Raw genomic sequence first — 23706 nt, 5'->3', positions numbered from 1 at the left:
ATGGCGCGCGGCTCGCTCGACTGGATCGATCGCGAGCTCGAGGCGCTCGGGGCGAAGGGGCTCCGGCGCGCCCTCGAGCCCATCGGCTCGCCCCAGGGGCCCGAGGTGGAGGTCGGCGGCCGCCGGCTCGTGAACCTCTGCTCCAACGACTACCTCGCGCTCGCTGCCGATCCGCGCCTCCGGCGCGCCGCGGCCGAGGCCGCCGAGCGCGAGGGGGCGGGGAGCGGCGCGTCGCGCCTCGTCGCGGGCGATCTCCCGGTGCACGGCGCGCTCGAGCGGGCGCTCGCGGCGCACGCCGGGACGGAGGCGGCGCTCCTGTTCGGCTCCGGCTACCACGCCAACGCGGGCGTCCCCGCGGCGCTCGTCGGGCGCGACGACGCCGTCTTCTCCGACGTGCTGAACCACGCGTCCATCCTGGACGGCTGCCTCCTGTCGCGCGCCGAGCTCGTGCGCTACCGGCACTGCGACGTTGAGGAGCTCGCGGACCTCCTCGCGCGCACGCGCGCGCGGCGCAAGCTCGTCGTCACGGACGCGATCTTCTCGATGGACGGCGACGCGGCGCCGCTCCGCGAGCTCGCCGACCTCTGCGACCGGCACGGCGCGATGCTCTACGTGGACGAGGCGCACGCGGAGGGCGTGCTCGGGCCGCGCGGCGGCGGCCTCGCCGAGGCGCTCGGCGTCGCCGACCGCGTCGACGTGCACATGGGAACGCTCGGCAAGGCGCTCGGCGCGGCCGGCGCGTTCGTGGCCGGGGAGCGGCGGCTCGTCGAGCTGCTCGTCACGCGCGCGCGCACGTTCGTGTTCACCACGGCCCCCGCGCCCGCCGCCTCCGCCGCGGCGCTCGCCGCGCTCGGGATCGTCGCGACGGAGCCGGAGCGCCGCGCCCGCCTCGCCGCGCTCGTCGCGCGGATGAAGGCGGGCCTTACCCGGCTCGGGTTCGACGTGGCGCGGGTGGCGGCGCCGATCTTCCCGGTGATCCTCGGAGACGAGGCCCGCGCCGTCGCCGCCTCGCAGGCGCTGCGCGAGCGCGGCTTCTACGTGCGCGCCATCCGGCCCCCCACCGTGCCGCGCGGCACGAGCCGGCTGCGCGTCACGTTGACCGCCGGGCACACGGACGCGCAGGTGGACGCGTTCCTCGCGGCGCTCGAGGAGGTGCTGCCCGGGGTCGCGACGGGGTGAAGCAGGGCGCGCGGGCGCGGTGGCTCGGCCGTCCTCTCGCGACTCGCTCTCGCTCCCGCTAGGATCGCCTCATGCCAGCGGGTGGCCTCGGAGGCCTCGGCCGGATGCTCGTCCTCGCGGGCGCGGTGATCGCGATCGCCGGCGTCCTGCTCATCCTCGCCGAACGCTTCCCCGGGCTGCGCCTCGGACGGCTGCCGGGCGACCTCTCGGTGGAGCGAGACGGCTTCCGGCTCTACCTGCCGCTCGGAACGTCGGTCGTCCTGTCGATCGTCCTCACGCTCCTGCTGTGGCTCCTCGGCCGGCGCGGGTAGGCCTCCCGGCGGGAGCCGCCCCCGTCACGGCGCCTGGCAGATCGCGGCCTCCGGCGCGTGCGCCTGCGATGCCGTGCGAGTGATGGCCGCCGCGGCGGCGGGGACGGCGCGCGCAGCGCGGCGCGGCGCGGGGGTCTGCTGCGCGGCGCGCGCGGCGAGGACGCGGGCGTACGCATCGCGCCGCGCCTCGACCCCGTACAGCCAGTCGATGCTCGACCGGGTCGGGACCATGTCCGTCACGAAGGCGGCGCCGATCCCCAGCCAGAGGGCGATCGTGACGAGTCCAGCGAGACGCCGCCTTCGCGGCAGCCCGGCAAAGAGAGTGTCGTGCTTCTCGCTCGTCATGATCCACTCCTCCGAGGGCGATACGGCCACCCATGGATGAAGAGCGGCGAGAAGGAGTCTCGTGACGCGAGCCGCCGCGGGTCCATCGGGGACCCACCGCGGGGCCAGGGGGATCACCGGAGGCGCGCGTGGCCCACGAGCGTCTGCAGCTCGAAGGGGCTCCCCTTGCCCACCTCGCCGGACGCACAGCTCGTGAACGTACCGCGGCCGACGGCGCGGGCGTACGCGCCCGTGCCACGCACGACCGTCCATCGCCCGAACAGCGCCGGGAAGCGCGGCACCTTCGCGTTGCGTTCCACGCGGAGGACGAGCGTCCCGCGGGCGCCCTCGAGCACGCGCTCCACGGTCGCCTGCGACGCGAACCCGCCGTCGTCCCGCGCCGTCCCCTGATCGACGAGCTCGCCGGACGCCGTCTCGAGCCGGAACCTGCCTGTGTACTGCCACGGCGGGAACGTGACGCGGACCTCGACCCGCTCGGAGCCGGCGGGCGGCGGCAGCGGAGCAGGGGGCGGGAGGCGCGGCGGGGTGGGGGCGTCGGCGCGCGCAGGCGCGGCGGCCAGCGCGGCGACGAAGGCGAGGGCGAGGACGCGGGCTCTCACGTTCATCCTCCTCGCGCCGAGGGCGGCGGCGGGAGCCCGGCGGCCGGCGGGCTCCGTGGAGGCCGGCGCGGCTCCGGGGCCCGGCCGTGGCGCTGCTCGCACGCGGCGGCGCGCCGCTCCGCCTCGGCGGCGCCCTCCCCGAGGATCTGGACCCGGTGCGCGACCGGCAGGCACGCGGTCGTCGAGGCACGCAGGAGCGCGAGCACGCGCCCCCACGACACGGTCCACACGCGCGCGGTGCCGTCGATCGACGCGGTCGCGAGCTCGGTGCCGTCCGGGCTGAAGGCCGCGTGGCCCACGCTGCCGTCGTGCCCGCGCAGGATGAGCGGCTCGCCCACGCCGGAGGCCGGGTACACGCGCACGATGCCATCGTGCGAGGTGAGCGCGATCCGGTCGCCGTCCGGGCTCGCCGCCGCCGAGAAGAGCCCCTCCGGCAGCGCCGCGATGGGCGGCAGCTCCTCGAGCGGCTCGAGCCGGTACACGTGCAGGGGGCCGTTCTCCTCGGCGACGAGGAGGCGCGTCCCGTCGGGCGTCACGGTCGCGCGGAAGACGCTCCGCTCCGCGCGGATGACGCTCGCGGGCGAGCCGTCCACTGGCCAGATGCGGACCGTCGCGTCGAGCTGCGAGGCGGAGACCACGAAGCGGCCGTCCGGAGTCCAGCACACGGAGGTGATGCCCTTCTCGTGGCCGTAGAGCACGAGCGGCTCGCCGCCCCCGTCGGCGGGCCAGATGCGCACGGTGCCGTCGAGCGAGGCGCTCGCGACGCGGGTGCCGTCCGGACTGAACGCCGCCGAGAGCACCGAGCTCGTGTGGCCGCGAAGCTCGCGGAGCAGCCTTCCGTCCTGCGCGTCCCAGATCCGCACCGTGCCGTCCTCCGACGCGGTCACGAGCCGCCGCTCGTCACGGTCCAGGTCCGCCGAGTGCAGCACGCGGCCGGGATCGGAGATGAGGAGCGGCGCGCCATCCCCGTGGATCGGCCAGATCCGCGCCGTGCCGTCGTGCCCCGCGGTGACGATGCGCGAGCCGTCGTGCGTCCACTCGACCGTGTCGACGAGCTCGCCGTGGCCGCGCAGGACGCCCCGCGCCCGCGGATCCTCGGCCCTCCAGACGCGGATCGTCCGATCCTTCCCACGCGTGAAGATGCGCGTGCCGTCCGGGGAGAACGTCGCCTCGAAGGCCGTGTGGCCGCGGAGCACGAGCGGCGCGCCCTCGCCGTCGGCCGCCCACACCCGCGCCGTGCCGTCCGCTCCGACGGTGAGGACGTGCGCGCCGTCCGGGCTGAAGCGCGCGTCGGTGACGGCGCCGCGGTGGCCGCGGAGGCGCACCTCGCGCGCGGGCGACGTGACGGGGTAGATCCGCGCCGAGCCGTCCTGCGACGCGATCGCGATCCGCCGCGAGTCGGGGCTGAACGCGACGGAGGAGAGCGGCACGCCCGGCGCGCCGAAGGCCGCGCGGGGCGTGCCGTCGCCGGTGAAGAGGCGCGCCACCCCGTCCTCGGAGGCGGTGGCGATCGAGCGGCCGTCCGGCGCCCAGGCGAGCGCGAAGAGCGCGCCGCCGGGGAGGGTCACGCGGGCGAGGAGCGCGCCCGAGCGCGCGTCGAAGATGCGCAGGTGCCCGTCCCCGCCGCCGGTGGTGAGCCGCGCGCCGTCGGGCCCGTAGGCGAGCGCCAGGACCGCGCCGTCGTGCATGAGCTGGCGCGCCGGGCGCGTGCCGTCGAGGGGGACGATCCACGCGCGCCCGTCGAGCGCGCCGACCGCGGCGGATCTGCCGTCGGGCGCGACCGCCAGCGTCGCGTGCGGGCTCGACCCGGCGGACAGCACGAGGGGCGGGCCGCTCCCGTCGGCGCGGAACACGCGCAGCTCGCCGTCGTGCGCGCCGGCCACCACGCGCGCCCCGTCGGGCGTGAAGGCGAGCGCGGTCGTGTGCATGCCCGGGGCGGTGAGGACGCGCGCGCCGCCGGTGCCGTCCGCGTTCCAGATCGCGACGCCCGCCGCCGGGGTGCCGTCGCCGGCTGCCGTCATCCCGACGCCCACGGCGACCTGACGCCCGTCGGGGCTGACCGCGAGCCCGAGCCCGCCGGGCGGGTGGTCGAGGACGGCGATGGGGATCGGCTCCGACAGGATCCGCTGCGCGATCTCGAGCGCGCGCGGGGGCGGATCGTCGCCGAGCTCAGACATGAGGAGCGCGGCCGCGAGCGGATCGGAGGCGCCCTCCGCGGCGCTCGCGATGCGCGAGGCGCGCAGGGCTCGCTCGGCCTCGGCGCGCGCCCGGAGCGCGAGCACCGCCGCGCCAGAGGCCGCGGCGATCGCGATCGTGCCCAGCACCGCCGCGAGCCGGCGCAGCCGGTGGTGGCGCAGCGCCCGGGAGGCGGCGGCGGCGCGCTCGGTGTACGCCTCCTCCACGCGCTGCAGGGCGGCGAGCAGCGCGCTCGCGCTCTGCGGTCGCCCGGCGGGATCCTTCGACAGGGCGCTCGCGAGCAGCGCGGGGAGCTCGGGCGGCGCGTCGTGCAGGGGGAGCGGCGGCGGCGGTCCGGGATCGAGCGCCGCGCTCCGGCCCTCGATCTGCGGGAACGGGAGCCGGCCGGCGAGCGTCTGGAAGAGCATCACCGCGGCGCTGAACACGTCCGCGCGGGCGTCCCCGGGCTCCCCGCGGAGCTGCTCGGGGGCCATGTACGCCGGGGTGCCGCCGGCGAGGCTGGCGCGGTCGAGCAGGCGGGCGAGGCCGAAGTCGAGGATCTTGAGGCCGCCCTCGTCCGTGAGGAAGACGTTTCCCGGCGTGAGGTCCCGGTGGACGACGCCGTTCGCGTGGGCGTGGACGAGCCCGCGCGCGACGTCCCGCGCGAGCCGCACGGCCTCGAGCGGCGCCATCGGGCCGCGCCGGAGCCGCTTCTGGAGGGTCTCGCCGCGGAGGAGCTCGAGGATGAGGTACGGCGTGCCCTCGTGGATCCCGTAGTCGTGCAGCGTGACGACGTTCGGGTGGTTGAGCCGGGCGGCCGCCTCCGCCTCCTCGCGCAGCGGCTTCTCGAGCAGCGCCGGCTGCGCGAGCGACGGGCGCATGGCCTTGAACGCGACGAGCCGCCCGAGCTCGGTGTCCCGGGCCTCGAAGACGACGCCGAAGCCGCCGCGGCCCACCTCGCGGAGGAGCTCGAACCGGCCGACCCGCTGCCCCGCCGCGATCGGGCGAGGGAGGTCGCCGGGATCCCGCTCCGGCGCGCTCGCGAGCTCCATGAGCAGCGACGACAGGGCCTCGCTCTCCCCGGCCAGCTCCGGGGAGGTGATGGGCTTCGGGTAGATCCCGTCCGCCATGGACCTGCGCGCTCCTACTCGAGGAGCCCCTCCTCCCGAGCCAGCCGGGCGAGTCGCTCCTTGAGGCGCTCGAACCGCTTCCGCAGCGCCGCCTCGTCCACGCCCTCGCCCTCCTCCGCGAGCACCGTCGCGACCTCACGCCAGGAGAGGCCGCGGTCGAGCCGGAGCACGAGCAGCGTCTGCTCGTCGGGCGACAGCCGCGCGCGCAGGAGGTCGATGCCGCGCTGGCGCGCCTCGCGCTGCCCGAGGAGCACGCTCGAGCGGACCTCGTCGGCGATGCGCGACAGCTCCGTGGTCTCGAGGCGCCGGCCGCGCTGCCGGTAGGGATCGCGCAGGTGGCGCGCCGCGGCGTGCCAGGCGAGCCGGTAGGCCCAGACGCGCACGGGACACTCCCCGCGGAACCCGGGCAGGCCGCGCCAGAGGTCCTCGGTGAACTGGGAGAACACCTCGGCCGCGTCCGCGTCGTTGCGCAGGATCGAGGTGAGGTACCCCAGGATCTGGGGGCCGTAGTCGCGGACGACCGCCTCTGCGCCGGCCTGGAGCTCTCCGTCCTCGATGAGCGCCCCGGCGCGGTCGTCCCTCATGCGCGCGGACCTCCTCGCCGGCTCCCACGAGCGGGGCACGGCGACCAGGCCGGGATCATGACCGACCGGCCGGATCCGTTCAACGCACACGACGCTGCCCAATTTCGTCCTCCCCGGGTCGCCCTCGTCGCACGAGGGGTCCCAGGGACCGAGGCGGCGGCACGGCCGACGTGACGTGGGCGCGTCAGTGGGCGAGCTCTCGCGCGCGCTCCCGGAGCTCGCCGACGGTGTCGCGGGCACGCTCCTCGGGCGAGCTGTCGCTCCACATCCGCACGAGGAGGCCCGCGCCGAACCCGATTATCGCGGCCACGATCGCGCCGATGAGGAGCGCGCGCGCCCGCTCCCGCCGCCGCGCGCCCTGCCGCGCCGCAGCGAGCGCCTCCGGCTTCCGATCCGCCCGGCTCGCCATGCCTTACAGCCCCATGCGCTGGACCTGATAGCCCCGCTCGCGCAGGGCGGTGAGGAGCTCCTCGACGTGCTCGGGGCCGCGCGTCTCGAGGGTGAGCTGGAGGGTGGTGTCGCCGAACCGGTAGGCGAACGCGCGCGTGTGGTGGACCTCGATCACGTTCGCGCGGTGATGGGCGACGATCGACGACACCCTCGCGAGCTGGCCGGGCTTGTCCTGGAGCGCGACGCTGATGCGGACGAGCCGGCCGTCCTTCACGAGGCCGCGCTCGATCACCCGGGCGACGAGGTTCACGTCGATGTTGCCGCCCGAGACGATCGCGACGACGTTCCGGCCCTCGACCCCCCGCAGCTTCCGCTGCATCAGCGCCGCGACCGTGACGGCCCCCGCTCCTTCCGCGACCGTCTTCTCCCGCTCGAGGAGGTACAGGATCGCGCTCGCGATCTCCTCCTCCGAGACGGTGACGATGTCGTCCACGTAGCGCTTCACGTGGTCGAGCGTGAGCTCGCCCGCGCGCTTCACGGCGATGCCGTCGGCGATGGTGTTCGCCGGCTCGAGCGTCACGGGCTTCCCCGCGTCGAGCGCCGCGATCATGCAGGGTAGGGCCTCGGTCTCGACGCCGACGACGCGCACGCCCGGCCGGCGCTCCTTCGCCGCGACCGCGACGCCGGACACGAGCCCGCCGCCGCCGATCGGGACGACGATCGTCTCGACCTCCGGATCCTGGTCGAGGATCTCGAGGCCGATCGTTCCCTGGCCCGCGATGATCGCGGGGTCGTCGAACGGGTGGACGAACGTGAGGCCCTCGACCTGCTCGAGCCTCCGCGCCTCGGCGTACGCCTCGTCGTAGTTCGCGCCGTGGAGGACGATCCGCGCGCCGTGCGCGCGGGTGTTCGCGACCTTCGTGATCGGCGTCGTCTCCGGCATCACGATGGTGGCCTTCACGCCCAGTCGGCCGGCGTGGTAGGCGACCGCCTGCGCGTGGTTGCCCGCGCTCGCCGCGATGAGGCCGAGGTCGCGCTCCGCCGGCGAGAGCAGGAGGAGCTTGTTCAGCGCCCCGCGCTCCTTGTAGGCGCCGGTCATCTGCAGGTTCTCGAGCTTGAGGTGGGCGCTCGTGCCGGTCAGCCGGGAGAGCGTCTCGCTGCGGGCGCACGGCGAGACGTAGATGCGATCCCGGATCCGGCCGAGCGCGGCCTGGACGTCCTGGAGCGTGATCATGTGGGAGGGCGACGCTACCCCCCGCGGGCGATCGATCGCAAGGGCGGGGGACGCGGCGACGGCGCGCGCGTCGGAGGGGTCGCGGCGGGGCCTCGGCGGGGTGCGCTCTCGCGTACCGCCCGCGACCGCGGCGTGCGCCTCGTCGCCTAGTGCTGGACCAGGCGGCGGGCCAGCTCGACGCGGTTCCGCACGCCGAGCTTGTCGAAGATCGTCTTGAGGTGGCTCTTCACGGTCTGCGAGGCGATCCCGAGCCGCTCCGCGACCTCGCGCGAGCGCAGCCCGTCGGCGACGAGCAGGGCCACCTCGCGTTCACGCTGGGTGAGCCCGTCTCCCGGCGACGCCTGCACCGGCTCGGGCCCGATCTGCACGGGCTCCGGCAGCGGCTCCCGCCAGAGGTGCAGCTGCGTCTTGCCCTTCCCGACCGCGGTGACCTCGATCCGGAGCCGCTCGCCGTGGCCCTCCATCACGAGCGTTCGGCGGATCCCCGGCGGCCCCTGCTGAGCCCCATCGGTGAGGCCTCGAAGCTCGCTCGGAATGGTTGCGCCGTCGGTGGCCTCCGGGAAGAACACGCGGAGCATGTCTTCGGCCTGACGGTCGCAGCGGAGCATGGCGTCGCCCTCGCAATGAGCCGCGGCGCCCCGCGGGGCGGGGACCCGAACGTTCGCGCGCATCATGACACTGCACCCCCTGTCGTCTCGGTGTGGAGACAGGTCCCACATACTACAGGCTTGAAAACAACTGGTCACCCGACGCGGGCCGGTTGAAAGCTAATTTGGGTTTTCACAAGCCAGATCAGGGGCCTTCGTGTCCGGCGACCCAAGGACTCTGCGCGGGTCGGCCACGGGGACCAACCGTGGGTACGGGCGAGCGCAGCGTGCGATCTGTCGCAGCCAGGGAGACGCTCCGTGACCGCGAGAGATCGAGCGGGCGAGCGGCCGCGAACGCGCTGGACACGCGCGGGATCCGCGCCGAGACTCGAGTCATGTCCTCCCCAGATCTGCGCGAGCTGGCCCGGCGCATCGAGCGCGCCGAGGCGGAGCAGCTCGCACGGACAGGCGAGCCCGGGCCGAGCGGCGCGCTCGAGATCGGGGGCGGGCTCGTGGTGTCGAAGGGGACGGGCTCGCCGTTCTCGGCGGCGCTCGGGGTGGGGCTCGCGGGCGCGGTGACCGCGGCGGAAGTGGACCGCATCGAGGCGCACCTCGGGAGCGGCGGAGGCGCGATCCGGATCGAGATCGCCGCGCCGGCCGACGCCTCGCTCCGCGCGGAGCTGGCGCGGCGGGGCTACCGGATCGAGCGGTTCCACCAGATCTGGTTCCGCGCGCCCGAGCCGCTGCCGGACGCGCCGGCCGTGGAGGTCCGTCCCATCCGCCGGGAGGAGGAGCGCCTCTGGGCCGAGACGTTCGCGGTCGCGTACTTCGGGCGGATGCCGCAGTACGCGTCGATGCTCGAGGGGCTCCTGACGATGCCCCGGGCCCCGGGCAACGTCGCGTTCGGCGCGTTCGAGCGCGGCGCGCTCGCGGGGGTGGCGCTCGCCTCCGCGCATCGCGGCGTGGCGACGCTGTCGGGTGCGGGCGTCGTGCCGGAGCGGCGCGGGGCCGGCATCCAGCTCTCGCTCGTGCGCGCTCGGCTCGCGTGGGCGGCCGCGCTGGGCAGCGATCTCGCCGCCTCGGCGACGGAGCCCGGGACCGCGTCGCAGCGAACCCTCGAGAAGGCGGGCTTCCGCTGCGCGTACCCACGGGCCGTGCTGGTGCGGGAGCGATGAGCGGCGCGCGGGCAGTCTCGGTCGCGCTGGCGGTAGCGTCCCTGTCGCTCGGCGGCGCGTGCGCGCGGCGCGGCGGGACGGGCGGCTCGGCGGTTCCCGGCGGCACCGCGCCGAGCGAGACGCGGCAGGCCTCCGCTGCCGGGCTGCACGAGCCCTGCCCGGAGACCGGGTGCGCGACCGGGCAGCGCTGCGTCGAGTACTGCGGCATCGCCGGCTGCGGACCGGGCAGACCGACCTTCCGGACCTGCGAGATCCGCTGCGAGACGAGCGCGGACTGCCCGCAGGGCTACGCCTGCGGCACGATCGCCGACGGCCCCGGCCGCGTCTGCATGCTGCGCGATCTCCGCTGACGCTCCGGGCGCCGGGCGCCCGGCCCGGGTCGATGCGCAGGTTGGCCTCATGGAGCCGACCTCGTTTCCACGCAAGCTGGCGCTCGCCCAGGGCACGTACTGGGTGGCGACCGGAGTCTGGCCGATCGTCCACCTCCGGAGCTTCGAGGTCGTCACGGGGCCGAAGCAGGCGGGCTGGCTCGTGAAGACGGTCGGCGCGCTCATCGCAGCGGTGGGAGCGACGCTGGTGCTCGCGGGGGCGCGCCGGCGCGTGACGGAGGAGATCGCGTTCCTAGGGGCCGCGTCGGCGGCGGCGCTCGGCGGCGGAGGCGGCCTCTACGCCGCACGCGGGCGGATCCGGCGCATCTACCTCGCCGACGCGGCGGTGGAGGCGCTCACCGTCGCGGGCTGGGGGATCGTCTGGCGGCGCGGGCGCCGGCGGCTCGCCGCCGTCCGTGAGCGCGGCGGGCGAGGCACCTCGCGCGTCATCCCGATCGAGCGCCGCGAGGCCGTGCCGGAGATCTGATCCTCGCGCCTCGCGGAGTGCCCACCGCCGGCGCCGCACGGAGGTGAGCGGCGCGAGCTAGCGCAGCTCCACCTCGAACCCGAGCCGCCGCGCCGACTCGAGCAGATCGTCCGTCGGCTGCACCTTCAGCGGCACGGAGACCGTCGTCTCGCTCTGCTCGGGGATGACCGCCCGGACCGTGACGGCGCAGGCGCCGGGGTGGCGCGCGAGGAGCGACTTGAGATCCGCCGCGCGCTCGCTGGAGAGCCGCTCCGCGTCGATGCGGAGCACGATCTCCGAGGTCTTCTGCTTGCGCACGAGCGAGAGCGGCTCGATGTCGATGGCGGTGATCTCCGCGCGCGGGTTCTCCTCCTCGCGGTTGTTGATCCGCACCTCGCCGTGCACGAGCAGCGGCTCGTCCGACTTGCAGAAGATCTCCCAGTCCGTCCAGCCCTTCTGCGCGGGGCGCTGGCCGGTCGCGGGGCGCGAGGCCCAGCACACGACCTCGACCGTGCCGGTGAGGTCCTCGAGGGTGAGGAAGCCGAAGCGCGTGCCCTTCTCCTTGTTCATCCGCTCGCGCACCGCAGCGACGACGCCGACGACCGAGACCTTGTCACCGTGCCGCTTGTTCGCGACCGCGGCGCAGGTGGTGGACGCGTAGCGCCGGACCTCCTTCTCGTACCCCTGCAGCGGGTGGCCGGTCAGGTAGAAGCCGAGCGCCTCCTTCTCGAACGCGAGCCGCACGCGCTCCGGCCACTCCTCGACGGTGAGCTCGCCGATGACGTCGCCCGGCCGCGGGTAGCGTGGCTTCTGCTCGACCTGCGCGGCGGGGAGCGCGCCGAACAGGCTCGCCTGGCCGGAGGCGCGGTCGGCCTGCGCGGAGGCGCCGGCGGCGAAGGCCGAGTCGATGCCGGCGTAGAGCTGCCAGCGCGGCACGCCCTCGAAGTCGAGCGCGCCGGACTTCACGAGCGCCTCCACCACCTTCTTGTTGATCTTCTTCGAGTCGACCCGCGAGGCGAGCTCGTAGAGGGTCTTGAACGGGCCGCCCTCCTTGCGCGCCTCGAGGATGGCCTGCACGGCGGAGTCGCCCACGCCGCGCACGGCGCCCAGGCCGAAGCGGATCCGGCCCTTAATGGCTTTCTTGCCGGCCGCTCGAGCCTCCGCCGGCCCGAACGCGCCGAAGTCCTTGAAGGACTCGTTCACGTCCGGCGGCAGCACCTCGATGCCGTCCGCCCGCGCCTCTGAGATGTGCAGCACGACCTTGTCGGTGTTCGAAGCCTCGCTCGAGATGAGCGCGGCCATGAACTCGACCGGGTAGTGCGCCTTGAGCCAGGCGGTCTGGACGGTGAGGAGCCCGTACGCGGCGGAGTGCGACTTGTTGAAGCCGTACGCCGCGAACTTCTCCATGAGGTCGAAGATGCCGCCGGCGACCTTCTCGTCGACGCCGCTCTTCACGGCGCCCGCGAGGAAGCCGACGCGCTCCTTGGCCATGACCTCGGCCTTCTTCTTCCCCATCGCGCGGCGAAGCAGGTCCGCCTGTCCCAGCGAGTAGCCCGCCAGGACCTGCGAGATCTGCATCACCTGCTCCTGGTAGACGATGACGCCGTAGGTCGGCTCCAGGACCGGCTCGAGCTTCGGGTGGTCGTAGACCACCTTCTCGCGGCCGTGCTTGCGGTCGATGTAGACGTCGACCATGGTCCGGCCGTCCTCGAGCTTCTGGTCGAGGGGGCCGGGCCGGTAGAGCGCGCCCGCGGCGATGACGTCCTCGAACCGCGAGGGCTTCATCTTGATCACCATCTCGGTGAAGCCCGAGGACTCCATCTGGAAGACGCCGGCCGTGTCGCCGCGGCTGATGAGCTCGTAGACCTTGGGGTCGTCGATGGGGATGTCGGCGGCGGTGAAGTCCTTCATCTCGGGGTGGTTCTGCTTCACCATCCGGAGCGCGTCGTCGATGACCGTGAGGGTCTTGAGGCCGAGGAAGTCGAACTTCACGAGGCCCGCCGCCTCGACCTCCTCCTTCGCGAACTGCGACACCAGCATCTCGGACTTGTCGTCCTTGTACGCCGGCACGTACTCCCAGAGCGGCTTGTCCGCGATGACGACGCCCGCGGCGTGGAGCCCGGCCTGGCGGTTCAGGCCCTCGAGGCTCATCGCGATGTCGAGCAGGTCCTTCGTCGTGACGGTGTGCTGGACGCCCTTCTCGTCGACCCACTGCGAGATGACGGTGGGCTTCCTGTAGAGGTCCTCCAGCCGGGGCTCCGCCGGCATCTTGTCGCTGCCGAACACGAGCTCCTTGAGCGGCGGCGTCTTGCCCTGCACCGGGTCCGGGACGAGCTTCGCGATCTTGTCGCCCTCGGCGAACGGGAGCCCCATCACGCGGACGACGTCGCGGATGACGGAGCGTGCCTTGAGCGAGCCGAAGGTGATGATCTGGCCGACGTTGTCCTTGCCGTACTTCTCGCGGACGTAGTCGATGACCTCGTCGCGGCGGTTCTGGCAGAAGTCGACGTCGAAGTCGGGCATCGACACGCGCTCGGGGTTGAGGAACCGCTCGAAGAGCAGGTTCCAGCGGAGCGGGTCGAGGTCGGTGATCCGGAGCGACCAGGCGACGATGGAGCCCGCGCCCGAGCCGCGGCCGGGACCGACCGGGATCTGGTGCTGCTTCCCCCAGTTGATGAAGTCCTGGACGATGAGGAAGTAGCCGCTGAACCCCATCTTCTTGATGACGCCGAGCTCCATCTCGAGCCGCTGCCGGTAGGCGTCGCGATCGTGCGGGTACTTGCCGTCGATCTCGCGGAAGCGCGCGTCGAGCCCGTCCTTCGCGAGCTTCTCGATCCAGTCTTCCTCGGAGACGCCGTCGGGGAGCTGGAAGCGCGGGAGGAAGGACTTGCCGAGCTGCAGCTCGACGTTGCACATCTCGGCGATGCGGAGCGTGTTGTCGATCGCCTCGCGGAAGTCCGGGAGCGCCGCGACCATGTCGTCGGGCGACTGGATGAAGAGCCCGTCGGTCTCGTGCCGCAGGCGCTTCGGATCCTGGAACGTCTTGTTGGACGCGATGCACATGAGGACCTCGTGCGCCTTCGCGTCCTGCCGGGAGACGTAGTGGGCGTCGGCGGTGGCGACGAGCGGGATGCCCTCGTCGCGCCCGAGCTGCGCGAGCTTGGCGTTCACGTCGAGCTGCTCGCGCATCCCGTTCGACTGGACCTCGAGGAAGAACGAGCCGGGCTCGAAGATGTCGCGGTACTCGCGCGCGACGCGGCGCGCGCCGTCCATGTCGCCCTGGCGGGCGAGGCGCGGCACCTCGCCGGCGAGGCAGGCCGTGAGGCCGATGAGGCCCTTCGAGTGGTCGCGCAGGATCTGCTTGTCGATGCGCGGGTCGTAGTAGAAGCCCTCGGTGAAGGCCTTGGAGGAGAGGAAGCGGAGGTTCGCCCAGCCCTCCGCGTTCCTGGCGAGGAGGATGAGGTGGCGGCCGACGCGCTCGGAGCGGTCGTGGCGGCCCTTGTCGCCCGCGACGTAGGCCTCCATGCCCAGGATGGGCTTCACGCCGGCTTCCTTCGCCTTCTTGTAGAAGTCGACCGCGCCGAAGAGGTTGCCGTGGTCGGTCACGGCGACGCTCGTCATTCCCTTCGCCTGGACGGTCTTGAGCAGGTCCTTGATGCGGATCGCGCCGTCGAGGAGGGAGTAGAGCGTGTGCAGGTGGAGATGGACGAAGTCGGCGCCGGGCATCGAGCGCTGGGTTGTAGCAGGGGGGCCTGACGCCTGCCAGGCAGCGCAAACCTGCGTGCGGTAAGCGGGTTTTATCGCCGGGTCTCTTCGCCGGCGGAGGGCCGCGACCTCGGCGCGCCTCGGGTCGCCCCCTCGCTCCCGCCTTCCGATTGCGCGTGCCCCTCGGGGCCATCCCGTCTACAAGGGTGAAAACCAGGAGACGATCATGCCCGTCAGCCCGAAGCGGAAGAAGAAGGGAAAGCCCGTGCGCCGCGCACAGCCTGCGGCCGCGGAGGTCACGGGACCGGAGGCGTCGGCGGGTTCCGACGTCGCGGGCCATCCGAGGGAGACCGAGCGGCGCATCGGCAAGCCGCGTAATCCGTTCGTGGAGAAGCAGGGTCCCAAGGCCTCGCAGCGCGGACGTTGACGGTTCCGCGGAGGCGCCTGCGTTCACTCGACCGGGAGCCGTCGCCCGGCGAGGAACGCGGTGACCAGCCCCGGGTCGCCGAGGAACGCGGCCGTCATTCCGGACACGTCGCGAAAGCGCCCGTCCAGGCCGCGGGCGGCGAGCGCCTCGGAGAGGGTCACGCGCGCCGCGTCGTTGAGGGCCTTCTGCAGCCAGTCCATCCGCACGAGGCCCGGCTCGTCGTCTGCGAGCTCGCGGAGCGCGCGGCGGCACTCGGCCGGATCGAGCGAGCTGATGCTGCGGCAGGCGAGTGGCCTCGCCGCGTGGATGGCGCACCGCCCGGCTGCATCGGCGAACGGGCACGCGATCCTGCCCGCGATGCGCTCCCGGTCCTCGAGCCACCGGACGCCGTCGTGGAAGGCGCGGAGCGTCGCCGCCAGCGTGGGGAGCTCGATCGCCGGGACGTCTCGCCGGAGTAAGGCCGCGGCGACCGCCCCCTCGATCGCGAGCGTCCCGACGTTCACCGTGCAGCACGCCGCGCATCCCGGACCGCACGCGGGCGCGGGGCTGCCGGCGGGACGGCCGGCCGCGAGCTCCTCCTCGACGATCGTCCACACCCCGCCGAGCAGGACCGCGAGATCGCCCTCGTCGCGCGCCCGCGCGAGCGAGGAGGCAGCGAGGGAAGCGACGCGCTCCTCGCAGCGTGCGATCGGGTCGCTGGACATGGCGTCCGCCGCATTCTCGTTGGACGCCTTCCGGGCGGGAAGGACGGAAGGGCCATCGCTCCCTTCGGGGCGCCGCCGTCGGGCACGCGCTCCGCTACCGCAGCCGCCCCGCCTTCCGGTCGGCCTCGAGCCTCACGTAGATCGCGTGGAGCTGCGGATCGCTCTCCGCGAGCTTGCGGATCCCCGCCGTGCGTCGCCAGAACCAGATCCCCCAGGTGGCGGCGATGCCCGCGAGCACGACCGCGAGCGCGACCCAGCGCACGGTCTCGCTCGTGTCCCGGCCGAGCCGCTCCACGATCCGCGCGCCCTGCGTCACCCCCATGGCGACGGCGAACAGCACGCCGCCGCCCGCGAGCTTGCGCACGGAGGCATGGGTGTTCTGCTTTGCGACCTTGTGCGTCGGGTCGAGGATCACGGCGGAGCGGAAGGCGAGCGCGGCGTCGCGCGTACGTTTCTGGCCGTTCAGCGCGACGCCGAGGTTGTTGAGGGTGTCGGCGCGCGCCGGGTCGAGGGCGAGGCTCTCCCGGTAGTGCCGCTCGGCTCGAGCGGGGTCGCTCGCGAGCCAGAGATCGCCGAGCTGCGCGTGGTAGCGGGCGTCCTCCGGGTCGAGCTCGACGGCGCGGTCGGCGGCCGCGCGCGCCTCGGGGAGGTCCTTCATCGCCTCGAGGACGACGGAGCGCACGTAGTGCGCCGGCGCGAGCTCGGGCTCGAGGCGCACCGCCTCGTCCGCGGCGGCGAGCGCCTCGTCACCGCGCCCCATCGCGCTCAGCGCGAGGGCGCGGAGCTGGTGGAGCCACTCGGAGTCGGGCGTCGCGGCGATCCCCGCCTCCGTGGCCCGCAGCGCCTCGGCGTGCGCGCCGCGCTTGAGGTGCACGCGCGCGAGGAGCGCGTGGCCCTCCTCGGCGGCGGGATCCACGGCGAGGGCGCCGCGCGCGGCGCGCTCCGCCTCGTCGAGGCGACCCACCTCGAGCGCTGCGCGCGCCCGCTCGATCCGTTCCTGGAAGCCGGGTTCGCTCATGCGAGCTTGATCGCCTTGAGGTGCTCGAGGAGGTCGTCGTAGGCCCCACCCTCGTTCGCGTAGATCGCGTGGTTGCGCGCCACCTCGAACCAGGCGCGCGTCGAGGGCTTCACGTCCTTGACGGCGCGCGCGAGGAGCCCGTCGTCGATGGGCTGCTCCGCCTTCTTCTTGCGGGTCGCCTCGATCGCGAGCTCGGTGGCGGCCTCGACCAGGGCGGAGAGGTCCGCGCCGCTGAAGCCGTCGGTCACGCGCGCGACGCGCGTGAGATCGGTGCCGGGCGCGACCGGCCGCTCGCCGAGCTTCAGCTCCAGGATGCGCCGCCGCGCCTCCGCATCCGGCGGCGGCACGAAGGCGAGCCGGTCGAAGCGGCCGGGCCGGCGCAGGGCCGGGTCGAGGTCCCACGGGTGGTTCGTCGCCGCGAGGAAGAACACGCCCTCGTTCCGCGACGCGAACCCGTCCATCTCCGAGAGGAGCTGGTTCACGAGGTTGCGCCCGGCGGTGCCGCGCAGCTGCGAGCGGCGCTGCCCGAGGGCGTCCACCTCGTCGAAGAACAGCACGGTCGGCGCGCGGCGCCGCGCGTTCTCGAAGAGCTCGTGGAGCCGTCGCTCGCTCTCGCCGAACCACATGTCGAGCACCTGAGACAGGCCCACCTCGGTGAAGCGCGCGCCGATCTCGCCGGCGAGCGCGCGGGCGAGGAACGTCTTCCCGCAGCCGGGCGGGCCGTAGAGCACGATCCCGCCGCCGATCTTCTTGCCGAAGCGCCGGTACGTCTCGGGATCGCGGAGCGGCCCGAGGAAGCTCCGCTCGAGCCGCGCCTTGAGCTCGTCCATCCCGCCCACGTCTGCGAACGCCACGGGCGGGGGCGCGTCGTCATCGATCGGCTCGCCCTCGCTGGAGAGGAGGCGCAGGTTCGGTCCACCGGCGAGCCGCTCGCCGCGGGCCGGCGCATCGTCCCCGACCTCGTCGTCTTCCTCCTCGTCGAGGTCGTCCTCGGCGTCGTGCTCGCGGGGAGCCGCCTCCGGCGGGGCGGGGATCGGCGCCGGCGGCGAGAGCGGGGCCGCCTCCGAGGCGCCCGCGATCGCCTTCGCGGCGAGCCGGTATGCGGCGGCGCGGCCCGGGTCGCCACTCGCCTCCGCGCCACGCGCCGCGGCGTCGAGGAGCGGGCCGGAGCCGGGCGCGAGCCGGAGCCCGGCCTCGAGCTCGAGGAGCGCCTCTCGCGGCGCGCCGGACCGGAGCAGGTGCTCTCCGAGCGCGGCGCGCAGCTCGGCGGAGTCGTTCGCGGCGATGGCGGCGCGGAGCGCGAGCACGACGGGGTCGCTGGTCACGAGGGGATGCTATCCGCTCCACCGATCGTTGGAAAACCCGGTCGCGCGGCCTCGGTGGAGCGAAGGCCCGCCGTCCCGCCGCAGTGCGCCGCCCACATCGCCTCACGGCGGGTGGCAGGAACGCGAGCGTGCCCGTCGCCCGGCCCGGCCGGGCGCCGGTCCGGGAGCTCGCGGGCCCCGGGATCGTGCCGTGGCCCCCAGGTCCGAAAACGGCCAGACACGCTTCGCGCGAGCCGCTAGACAGGGGGCGTGAACCTCGACGCCGACACCTGCTTTGGCGCGCTGGCCGCGCGGGATCCCCGCTTCGACGGGCGCTTCTTCGTGGGCGTGCGGACCACCGGCATCTACTGCCGCCCGGTCTGCCCGGCACGCACGCCGCGACGTGACCGCTGCGTGTTCTTCGCGCGCGCCGCCGAGGCGGAGCGCGAGGGCTTCCGCGCCTGCTTCCGCTGCCGCCCGGAGCTCGCCCCCGGGGGCGGCCCGGTCGACGCCGTCCCCCGCCTCGTCTCCGCGGCGGCGTCGCGGATCGGGGAGGGCTTCCTCAACGAGGCGTCGGTGGACGACCTCGCCGCGGCGCTCGGCGTCACGTCCCGCCACCTGCGCCGGGCGGTGGCCGCCGAGCTGGGCGTCACGCCGATCGAGCTCGCGCAGTCGCGAAGGATGGCGCTCGCGAAGCAGCTCCTCCACGACACCGCGCTTCCGATGGCCGAGGTGGCCTTCGCGGCGGGCTTCTCGAGCCTGCGCCGCTTCAACGCGCTCTTCCAGCAGCGCTTCGGCCGCGCACCCTCGGCGATCCGGCGCGCGCACGGCGACGGCGCCCCGGCGACGTCGCTCGTGCTCCGCCTCGACTTCCGCCCCCCGCTGGACTGGGACGCCATGCTCGGCTTCCTCGCGGCGCGGTGCACGGCGCGCGTGGAGCAGGTGGAGGCCGGCGCCTATCGCCGGACGGTGCGCCTGGGCGGCCGGACGGGCTGGGTCTCGGTGACGCGCGATCCGGCGCGGCCGGCCCTTCGAGCCGAGGTGTCGCTCTCGCTGGCGGGGGCGCTCATGCCGCTCGTGGCACGGCTGCGAGGGCTGTTCGATCTGGACGCACGACCCGACGCCGTTGCGGCGTGGCTGCGCCGCGATCCGGTCCTCTCGCGCTCCCTCCGGCGCAACCCGGGCCTTCGTGTCCCTGGAGCGTTCGACGGGTTCGACGCGGCGGTGCGAGTCGTGGTGGGGCAGCAGGTCAGCGTCGCCGCGGCCACCACCGTCGGCGGGCGGCTCGCCGCGGCGCTGGGCGAGCCCGTCGCGACGCCCTTCCCTGGGCTCGACCGGCTCGCCCCCACGCCGGAGGCGGTGGCCGCGGCCGGGGTCGACCCGATCGCCCGCGCCGGCATGCCCGGCGCGCGCGCCCGGACGATCCTGGCGCTGGCGGAGTCGGTCGCCGGCGGCGGTCTCGCTCTCCACAGGGGCGCCGATGGCGAGGCCGCGCGGGCGGGGCTCCTCGAGCTGCCCGGCGTGGGCCCCTGGACCGCCGAGGTGATCGCCATGCGCGCCGTCGGCGACCCCGACGCGTTCCCCGCCGCGGACCTCGGCGTGCTCCGCGCGCTGGGCGAAGCCTCCGGCCGGGCCGCCGAGGCGCGCGCCGAGGCGTGGCGCCCGTGGCGTGCCTACGCGGTGATGCACCTGTGGACCCTGGTGGCGGGAGGAGCGGACATATGACGTACCGTGAGCTCGTGATGGACAGCCCGGTGGGCAGGCTCCGGCTGGTGGCGGAGTCGGACGCGCTCGTCGCGGTCTACATGGAGGATCAGGGAGCGCCGGAGCTCGCCGCGCGCGACGGCCGGGGAGACGCGCTGCTCGAGCGGGCGCGCCGGCAGCTCGCCGAGTGGTTCGCGGGCGAGCGGACCTCCTTCGACCTGCCGCTTCGCCCCCGCGGCACGCCGTTCCAGCTCGAGGTGTGGCGCGCGCTCGCCGAGATCCCGTTCGGCGAGACCCGGACCTACGGGGAGATCGCCGCCCGGCTGGGCCGGCCGACGGCGGCGCGAGCCGTGGGCGCGGCCAACGGCCGGAACCCCGTCTCCATCGTGGTCCCGTGTCACCGGGTGATCGGCGCGGACGGCGCGCTCACCGGGTATGCGGGCGGCGTGGAGCGCAAGCGGTGGTTGCTCGAGCACGAGCGGGCGGCGCTTCCGCAGGCTCGCTGAGATCGCCGCTCACGCGCGTCGGCCCTCGGGTGGTCACCGGCGGAGCGGGCGTCCTTCGCGGCGAGCCACGCGCGGCGCGCGCCCAGCGGTGGTGCGTCTCGGGCTCTGGGAGTCGGGGGGTCGCGAAAGCGTCACGTCGCGCGGGCGATGTCCCCGGTGCGCGGGACGCTTCGTCGCCTCGCATGCGAGAGCTCCACTCGCGGCGGATGTAGGTGTGGCGCTGGTCGGGCTTTCGCCTTGCGTCCGTCGTCAGCAGTCGCGTACGGTGAAATTCACCGTCAGGCAAAGGCGCACCGTCCGTCCATCCCTGGAGATTTCCATGCGTCGGGTCATCCCCGTCCTCCTCGTCGCGCTCGCCGTCGGCTGCGACTCGCCAGGCGCGCCGAGCGCCGGTCGCGTCGCCGACGGCTCGACGGTCTCCGCGCTCGGTCCGATCGTTGGCGCAGCGGTGGGGATGGACGCTCCGGTCCCGGGCGCCAGCAGCGTGGTTCGAAGGGCGCCCGCCGTCGCGTTCGACGGCACGAGCTACCTCGTCGTCTGGGAGGACGAGCGGAACGGGGTCGACCCGGACATCTACGGCGCGCGCGTCAGCGCGGACGGGACGCTGCTCGATCCGCACGGATTCCCGATCTCCACCGCTCCCGGGAACCAGCGAGCCCCGGCCGTCGCGTTCGACGGCGAGCGGTACCTCGTCGTCTGGGAGGATGCGCGCGGTGGCGGCTCCGACGTCTACGGCGCTCGCGTGAGCCCGGCGGGGGAGGTGCTCGACTTCGGAGGGGTTCCGCTCTCCGCGGCCACCGGCGACCAGATCTCCCCGGCGGTCTCGGGGGGAGGTGGGGGCTTCCTCGTCGCCTGGAGCGACCTCCAGGGCGGGATGCCGCGCGTTCACGCGGTGCGCGCGAGCGGCGGGGGCGCGCTCGCGGTCGAGGCCGAGTTCCCGGTGTCGGCCGCTGCGGGGACGCAGGAGTCTCCGGCGATCGCCTTCGACGGCGAGAGCTACCTGGTCGTGTGGTCGGACGGCCGTAGCGGGCTCGATCCCCGCGACACGGACATCTACTCCGTCCGCGTGAGCGCAGCCGGCGTCGTGCTGGAGGGGAGCGAGGCGGTCGTCTCTGCGGCGCCGGGCGCCCAGCGAGACGCCGCGATCGCGACCGGTCCATCGGCCGCGCTCGTCGTGTGGGTAGATGAGCGAAACAGTCCCGGAAGCTCGGACGTGTACGGCGCACGCGTGGCCGCGACGGTGCTCGATCCCGACGGCCTCCTCATCTCCGCCAGCCCTAACCAGTACGCGCCCTCCGTGTCGTTCGACGGAACGGACTGGGTGACCGTCTGGAGCGATCTCGGCTGGGGCTCGGGGTCGCAGGTGTACGGCTCGCGCGTGAGCGCGGACGGCGCGGTGCTCGATCGGCTCTCCCTCACGCCGGGCCTCTTCGGCCAGGAGGCCCCGGCGATCGCGTGGGGGAGCGCGTCCGGTCTCGTCGTCTGGGGCGACGGGCACACGAACAAGGGATGGGAGATCTCCGGCACGCTCGTCGACGGGACCGGGCAGGTGCTGACTCCCAACGGCTCCCCGTTCACGAGCGGCGCGAACACGCAGATCGTCGGCGGCGCCGCGTTCGACGGGACCAACTACCTCGTCGTCTGGCACGACAACCGGAGCGGCGCGGGCTCGGACGTGTACGCGGCGCGCGTGAGCGCGAGCGGCGCCGTCCTCGACGACATCGCGATCCCGATCGCCACCGCGACGGGCGACCAGTCCGCGCCCGCGGTGGCATTCGACGGCTCGAGCTACGTCGTGGTGTGGGAGGATCGCACGACCGCCGATTGGAACATTCGCGCCGCGCGAGTATCGACCGGCGGCGTGGTGCTCGACCCCGGAGGCATCGCCGTGTGCAACGCGGCGGGCGCCCAGACGAGGGCGGCGATCGCTTGCGCGGGGTCGAGCTGTCTCGTGGTGTGGCAGGACGGGCGCAACGGGGGTGTCTGGGACGTCTATGGCGCTCGCGTGTCCGCGGGTGGGACCGTGCTCGACCCGAACGGCTTCGCCGTCTCTACCGCTGCCGGCTGGCAAACGGGGCCAGCGCTCGCCTTCGACGGCCAGAGCTATCTCGTGGTCTGGACCGACGAAAGGAACACCGGCGGCTCCGACGTGTACGGAGCGCGCGTGGCCATCGACGGACGGGTCCTCGATCCCCAGGGGCTCCCGATCGTCACGCTTGCGGGTCGGCAGGGCGCGGGCGGGCTCGCCTTCGGCGGGGGCCGGCATCTCGTCGCGTGGGGCGACAGCGTGACGGGAAACGTGTACGCGACGCGGATCACTGCGGACGGGGCGGTGCTGGATCCGGGCGGACTCCTTCTGACCTCCGAACCACGATGTGGCACGTGGGGGGTGGCGTACGACGGCAAGAACCACGTCGCCGTCTGCTCGAGCCGAGGTACGACCGGCGAGTCCCTGGTCGGCGTCCGCGTGGGCGAGTCGGGGATGCCCATCGACGCCGATCCCTTCGTGATCGGCTCGACGCCGAAGCAGGGCCTCGTAGCTCGGATCGCTGCCGGCCCGCCCGGCAGCGTCCTCGTGCCCTACAGCATCTGGGACGGCTCGGCCCCGTCGGATGGAGCGACCCGCGCACGGGTGGCGCTCGTGACCACGCATGCGCCCCTGCGAGTCTCGCGCTCCGGGACGGGCGGTGGGCGCGTCGTCTCCTCGCCCTCCGGGATCGACTGCGGAACCGTGTGCAGCGCCACGTTCGACGCGCCGGCCACGGTGACGCTGAGCGCCGAGGCGAACGTCGACTCGAGGTTCCAGGGATGGTCGGGCCCGTGCTCGGGCACCGGGACCTGCACCGTCACGATGGACGCGGCGAAGGACGTCACCGCGACCTTCGCCCTCACGAGCTACGCGCTCACCGTCCGAACGGCCGGCCTGGGCAAGGGCAGCGTCGCGGGCGACCTCGGGATCGCGTGCGCCTCTGGATCGTCCGAGGGATGCACCGTGCAGGTGCCGAAGACGACGCCCGCGCAGCTCGTGACCCTCACCGCGACCCCCGGCGCGGACTCCGTCTTCACGTCCTGGTCCGGCTGCACGAGCGTCTCGGGGCCGGTCTGCACGGTGGCGATGACGAGCGCGCGCACGGCCACGGCGACGTTCCAGCCGGCGACGTACACGGTGACGACGCGGACCACGGGGATCGGGAAGGGCAGCGTCGCGGGCGACGGGCTCACCTGCGTGAGCGGCGTGTGCACGGTGAGCGTGGCGAACACGAACCCGGCCCAGGTGGTGACGTTCACGGCGATGCCGGAGGCGGGCTCGGTCTTCACGTCGTGGTCCGGCTGCACGAGCGTCTCCGGCCCGGTCTGCTCGGTGGCGGTGACGAGCGCCAGGACGGTGACCGCGACGTTCCAGCCGGCCACCTACACGGTGACGACGCGGACCACGGGCATCGGGAAGGGCAGCGTCGCGGGCGACGGGCTCACCTGCGCGAGCGGCGTCTGCACCGTGAGCGTGGCGAACACGATCCCTGCGCAGGTGGTGACGTTCACGGCCGTGCCGGAGACGGGCTCGGTCTTCACGTCGTGGTCCGGCTGCACCAGCGTCTCCGGCCCGGTCTGCTCGGTGGCGGTGACGAGCGCCAGGACGGTGACCGCGACGTTCCAGCCGGCGACGTACACGGTGACGACGCGGACCACGGGGATCGGGAAGGGCAGCGTCGCGGGCGACGGGCTCACCTGCGTGAGCGGCGTGTGCACGGTGAGCGTGGCGAACACGAACCCGGCCCAGGTGGTGACGTTCACGGC

Annotated in this window: 20 protein-coding genes; 9 read left to right on the top strand and 11 right to left on the bottom strand. The window is 74.2% G+C overall.

The window, feature by feature from the left end; all coding sequences use genetic code 11:
• Positions 1–1179 (top strand): 8-amino-7-oxononanoate synthase, encoded by a 1179-nt coding sequence (gene bioF, locus MNY62_RS17665; RefSeq protein WP_242345514.1) that lies wholly within the window; start codon positions 1–3, stop codon positions 1177–1179.
• A gap of 71 nt (positions 1180–1250) precedes the next feature.
• Positions 1251–1490: a DUF2905 domain-containing protein gene (locus MNY62_RS17660; protein ID WP_242345513.1), complete on the top strand. Its 240-nt coding sequence runs from the start codon at positions 1251–1253 to the stop codon at positions 1488–1490.
• 24 nt (positions 1491–1514) lie between these two features.
• On the opposite strand, the gene MNY62_RS17655 is transcribed toward MNY62_RS17660, so the two are convergent.
• The 7 genes from MNY62_RS17655 to MNY62_RS17625 all read right to left on the bottom strand — a co-directional run bounded on the left by MNY62_RS17655 (position 1515) and on the right by MNY62_RS17625 (position 8555).
• Entirely contained in the window at positions 1515–1835 is a 321-nt protein-coding gene (locus MNY62_RS17655) for a hypothetical protein (protein WP_242345512.1), read from the bottom strand.
• Positions 1836–1948: 113 nt separating this feature from the next.
• On the bottom strand, positions 1949–2434 hold the full coding sequence (locus MNY62_RS17650) for a hypothetical protein (protein ID WP_242345511.1): 486 nt from the start codon (positions 2432–2434) through the stop codon (positions 1949–1951).
• Positions 2435–2436: 2 nt separating this feature from the next.
• Positions 2437–5739: a protein kinase domain-containing protein gene (locus tag MNY62_RS17645; RefSeq protein ID WP_242345510.1), complete on the bottom strand. Its 3303-nt coding sequence runs from the start codon at positions 5737–5739 to the stop codon at positions 2437–2439.
• Positions 5740–5753: 14 nt separating this feature from the next.
• On the bottom strand, positions 5754–6323 hold the full coding sequence (locus tag MNY62_RS17640; protein ID WP_242345509.1) for an RNA polymerase sigma factor: 570 nt from the start codon (positions 6321–6323) through the stop codon (positions 5754–5756).
• A 184-nt stretch (positions 6324–6507) separates the two neighbouring features.
• Positions 6508–6732, bottom strand: a complete 225-nt coding sequence (locus MNY62_RS17635; protein WP_242345508.1) for a hypothetical protein — start codon at positions 6730–6732, stop codon at positions 6508–6510.
• Positions 6733–6735: 3 nt separating this feature from the next.
• Positions 6736–7947 carry a threonine ammonia-lyase gene (locus MNY62_RS17630; RefSeq protein ID WP_242345507.1) on the bottom strand — a complete coding sequence of 404 codons (1212 nt, stop codon included), beginning with the start codon at positions 7945–7947 and terminating at the stop codon, positions 6736–6738.
• A gap of 146 nt (positions 7948–8093) precedes the next feature.
• Entirely contained in the window at positions 8094–8555 is a 462-nt protein-coding gene (locus MNY62_RS17625; RefSeq protein ID WP_242341451.1) for a helix-turn-helix transcriptional regulator, read from the bottom strand.
• Positions 8556–8929: 374 nt separating this feature from the next.
• Between MNY62_RS17625 and MNY62_RS17620 the strand changes: the two genes are divergently transcribed.
• The 3 genes from MNY62_RS17620 to MNY62_RS17610 are packed head-to-tail and all read left to right on the top strand — an operon-like array spanning position 8930 to position 10564.
• Positions 8930–9709: a GNAT family N-acetyltransferase gene (locus MNY62_RS17620; protein ID WP_242345506.1), complete on the top strand. Its 780-nt coding sequence runs from the start codon at positions 8930–8932 to the stop codon at positions 9707–9709.
• The gene (locus MNY62_RS17615; RefSeq protein ID WP_242345505.1) at positions 9706–10059 is read left to right on the top strand and encodes a hypothetical protein; all 354 of its coding nucleotides are present in this window, start codon (positions 9706–9708) and stop codon (positions 10057–10059) included. The genes MNY62_RS17620 and MNY62_RS17615 overlap by 4 nt, the downstream gene beginning before the upstream one ends.
• Positions 10060–10108: 49 nt before the next feature.
• Complete coding sequence (locus MNY62_RS17610; RefSeq protein WP_242345504.1) at positions 10109–10564, top strand: hypothetical protein; 456 nt, start codon at positions 10109–10111, stop codon at positions 10562–10564.
• Positions 10565–10621: 57 nt separating this feature from the next.
• On the opposite strand, the gene dnaE is transcribed toward MNY62_RS17610, so the two are convergent.
• Entirely contained in the window at positions 10622–14269 is a 3648-nt protein-coding gene (gene dnaE, locus MNY62_RS17605; protein WP_242345503.1) for a DNA polymerase III subunit alpha, read from the bottom strand.
• 205 nt (positions 14270–14474) lie between these two features.
• On the opposite strand from dnaE, the gene MNY62_RS17600 reads away from it, so the two are divergent.
• A complete protein-coding gene (locus MNY62_RS17600; protein ID WP_242345502.1) occupies positions 14475–14675 on the top strand; it encodes a hypothetical protein in 201 nt (66 codons plus the stop codon).
• Positions 14676–14698: 23 nt separating this feature from the next.
• Here MNY62_RS17600 and MNY62_RS17595 read toward each other — a convergent pair whose 3' ends face one another.
• The 3 genes from MNY62_RS17595 to MNY62_RS17585 all read right to left on the bottom strand — a co-directional run bounded on the left by MNY62_RS17595 (position 14699) and on the right by MNY62_RS17585 (position 17722).
• Positions 14699–15379, bottom strand: coding sequence for a YkgJ family cysteine cluster protein (locus MNY62_RS17595; RefSeq protein WP_242345501.1), 681 nt, complete (start codon positions 15377–15379; stop codon positions 14699–14701).
• A 94-nt stretch (positions 15380–15473) separates the two neighbouring features.
• Positions 15474–16397 (bottom strand): tetratricopeptide repeat protein, encoded by a 924-nt coding sequence (locus tag MNY62_RS17590; protein ID WP_242345500.1) that lies wholly within the window; start codon positions 16395–16397, stop codon positions 15474–15476.
• Positions 16394–17722: an ATP-binding protein gene (locus MNY62_RS17585; protein ID WP_242345499.1), complete on the bottom strand. Its 1329-nt coding sequence runs from the start codon at positions 17720–17722 to the stop codon at positions 16394–16396. Before MNY62_RS17585 ends, MNY62_RS17590 begins: the two co-directional genes overlap by 4 nt.
• Before the next feature lie 249 nt (positions 17723–17971).
• On the opposite strand from MNY62_RS17585, the gene MNY62_RS17580 reads away from it, so the two are divergent.
• From MNY62_RS17580 to MNY62_RS17570, 3 genes are all read left to right on the top strand, one after another.
• Positions 17972–19426, top strand: coding sequence for an AlkA N-terminal domain-containing protein (locus MNY62_RS17580; protein WP_242345498.1), 1455 nt, complete (start codon positions 17972–17974; stop codon positions 19424–19426).
• Positions 19423–19911, top strand: a complete 489-nt coding sequence (locus tag MNY62_RS17575; protein ID WP_242345497.1) for a methylated-DNA--[protein]-cysteine S-methyltransferase — start codon at positions 19423–19425, stop codon at positions 19909–19911. The genes MNY62_RS17580 and MNY62_RS17575 overlap by 4 nt, the downstream gene beginning before the upstream one ends.
• Positions 19912–20230: 319 nt before the next feature.
• The coding region (locus MNY62_RS17570) for an InlB B-repeat-containing protein (RefSeq protein ID WP_242345496.1) at positions 20231–23706 on the top strand (3476 nt) is incomplete at its 3' end.

The sequence above is a fragment of the Anaeromyxobacter terrae genome (assembly GCF_022690685.1).
GTDB lineage: Bacteria > Myxococcota > Myxococcia > Myxococcales > Anaeromyxobacteraceae > Anaeromyxobacter > Anaeromyxobacter terrae.
The sequence above is the reverse complement of the archived record's forward strand: the minus strand, read 5'-3'. Positions and strand labels throughout refer to the sequence as shown.

What these genes read in the sequence shown, in the direction of transcription:
- bioF (WP_242345514.1), top strand. Translation starts at nt 1, where the DNA reads ATGGCGCGCGGCTCGCTCGACTGGATCGATCGCGAGCTCGAGGCGCTC.
- MNY62_RS17660 (WP_242345513.1), top strand. Translation starts at nt 1,251, where the DNA reads ATGCCAGCGGGTGGCCTCGGAGGCCTCGGCCGGATGCTCGTCCTCGCG.
- MNY62_RS17655 (WP_242345512.1), bottom strand. Translation starts at nt 1,835, where the DNA reads ATGACGAGCGAGAAGCACGACACTCTCTTTGCCGGGCTGCCGCGAAGG.
- MNY62_RS17645 (WP_242345510.1), bottom strand. Translation starts at nt 5,739, where the DNA reads ATGGCGGACGGGATCTACCCGAAGCCCATCACCTCCCCGGAGCTGGCC.
- MNY62_RS17640 (WP_242345509.1), bottom strand. Translation starts at nt 6,323, where the DNA reads ATGAGGGACGACCGCGCCGGGGCGCTCATCGAGGACGGAGAGCTCCAG.
- MNY62_RS17635 (WP_242345508.1), bottom strand. Translation starts at nt 6,732, where the DNA reads ATGGCGAGCCGGGCGGATCGGAAGCCGGAGGCGCTCGCTGCGGCGCGG.
- MNY62_RS17630 (WP_242345507.1), bottom strand. Translation starts at nt 7,947, where the DNA reads ATGATCACGCTCCAGGACGTCCAGGCCGCGCTCGGCCGGATCCGGGAT.
- MNY62_RS17625 (WP_242341451.1), bottom strand. Translation starts at nt 8,555, where the DNA reads ATGCTCCGCTGCGACCGTCAGGCCGAAGACATGCTCCGCGTGTTCTTC.
- MNY62_RS17620 (WP_242345506.1), top strand. Translation starts at nt 8,930, where the DNA reads ATGTCCTCCCCAGATCTGCGCGAGCTGGCCCGGCGCATCGAGCGCGCC.
- MNY62_RS17615 (WP_242345505.1), top strand. Translation starts at nt 9,706, where the DNA reads ATGAGCGGCGCGCGGGCAGTCTCGGTCGCGCTGGCGGTAGCGTCCCTG.
- MNY62_RS17610 (WP_242345504.1), top strand. Translation starts at nt 10,109, where the DNA reads ATGGAGCCGACCTCGTTTCCACGCAAGCTGGCGCTCGCCCAGGGCACG.
- dnaE (WP_242345503.1), bottom strand. Translation starts at nt 14,269, where the DNA reads ATGCCCGGCGCCGACTTCGTCCATCTCCACCTGCACACGCTCTACTCC.
- MNY62_RS17600 (WP_242345502.1), top strand. Translation starts at nt 14,475, where the DNA reads ATGCCCGTCAGCCCGAAGCGGAAGAAGAAGGGAAAGCCCGTGCGCCGC.
- MNY62_RS17595 (WP_242345501.1), bottom strand. Translation starts at nt 15,379, where the DNA reads ATGTCCAGCGACCCGATCGCACGCTGCGAGGAGCGCGTCGCTTCCCTC.
- MNY62_RS17590 (WP_242345500.1), bottom strand. Translation starts at nt 16,397, where the DNA reads ATGAGCGAACCCGGCTTCCAGGAACGGATCGAGCGGGCGCGCGCAGCG.
- MNY62_RS17575 (WP_242345497.1), top strand. Translation starts at nt 19,423, where the DNA reads ATGACGTACCGTGAGCTCGTGATGGACAGCCCGGTGGGCAGGCTCCGG.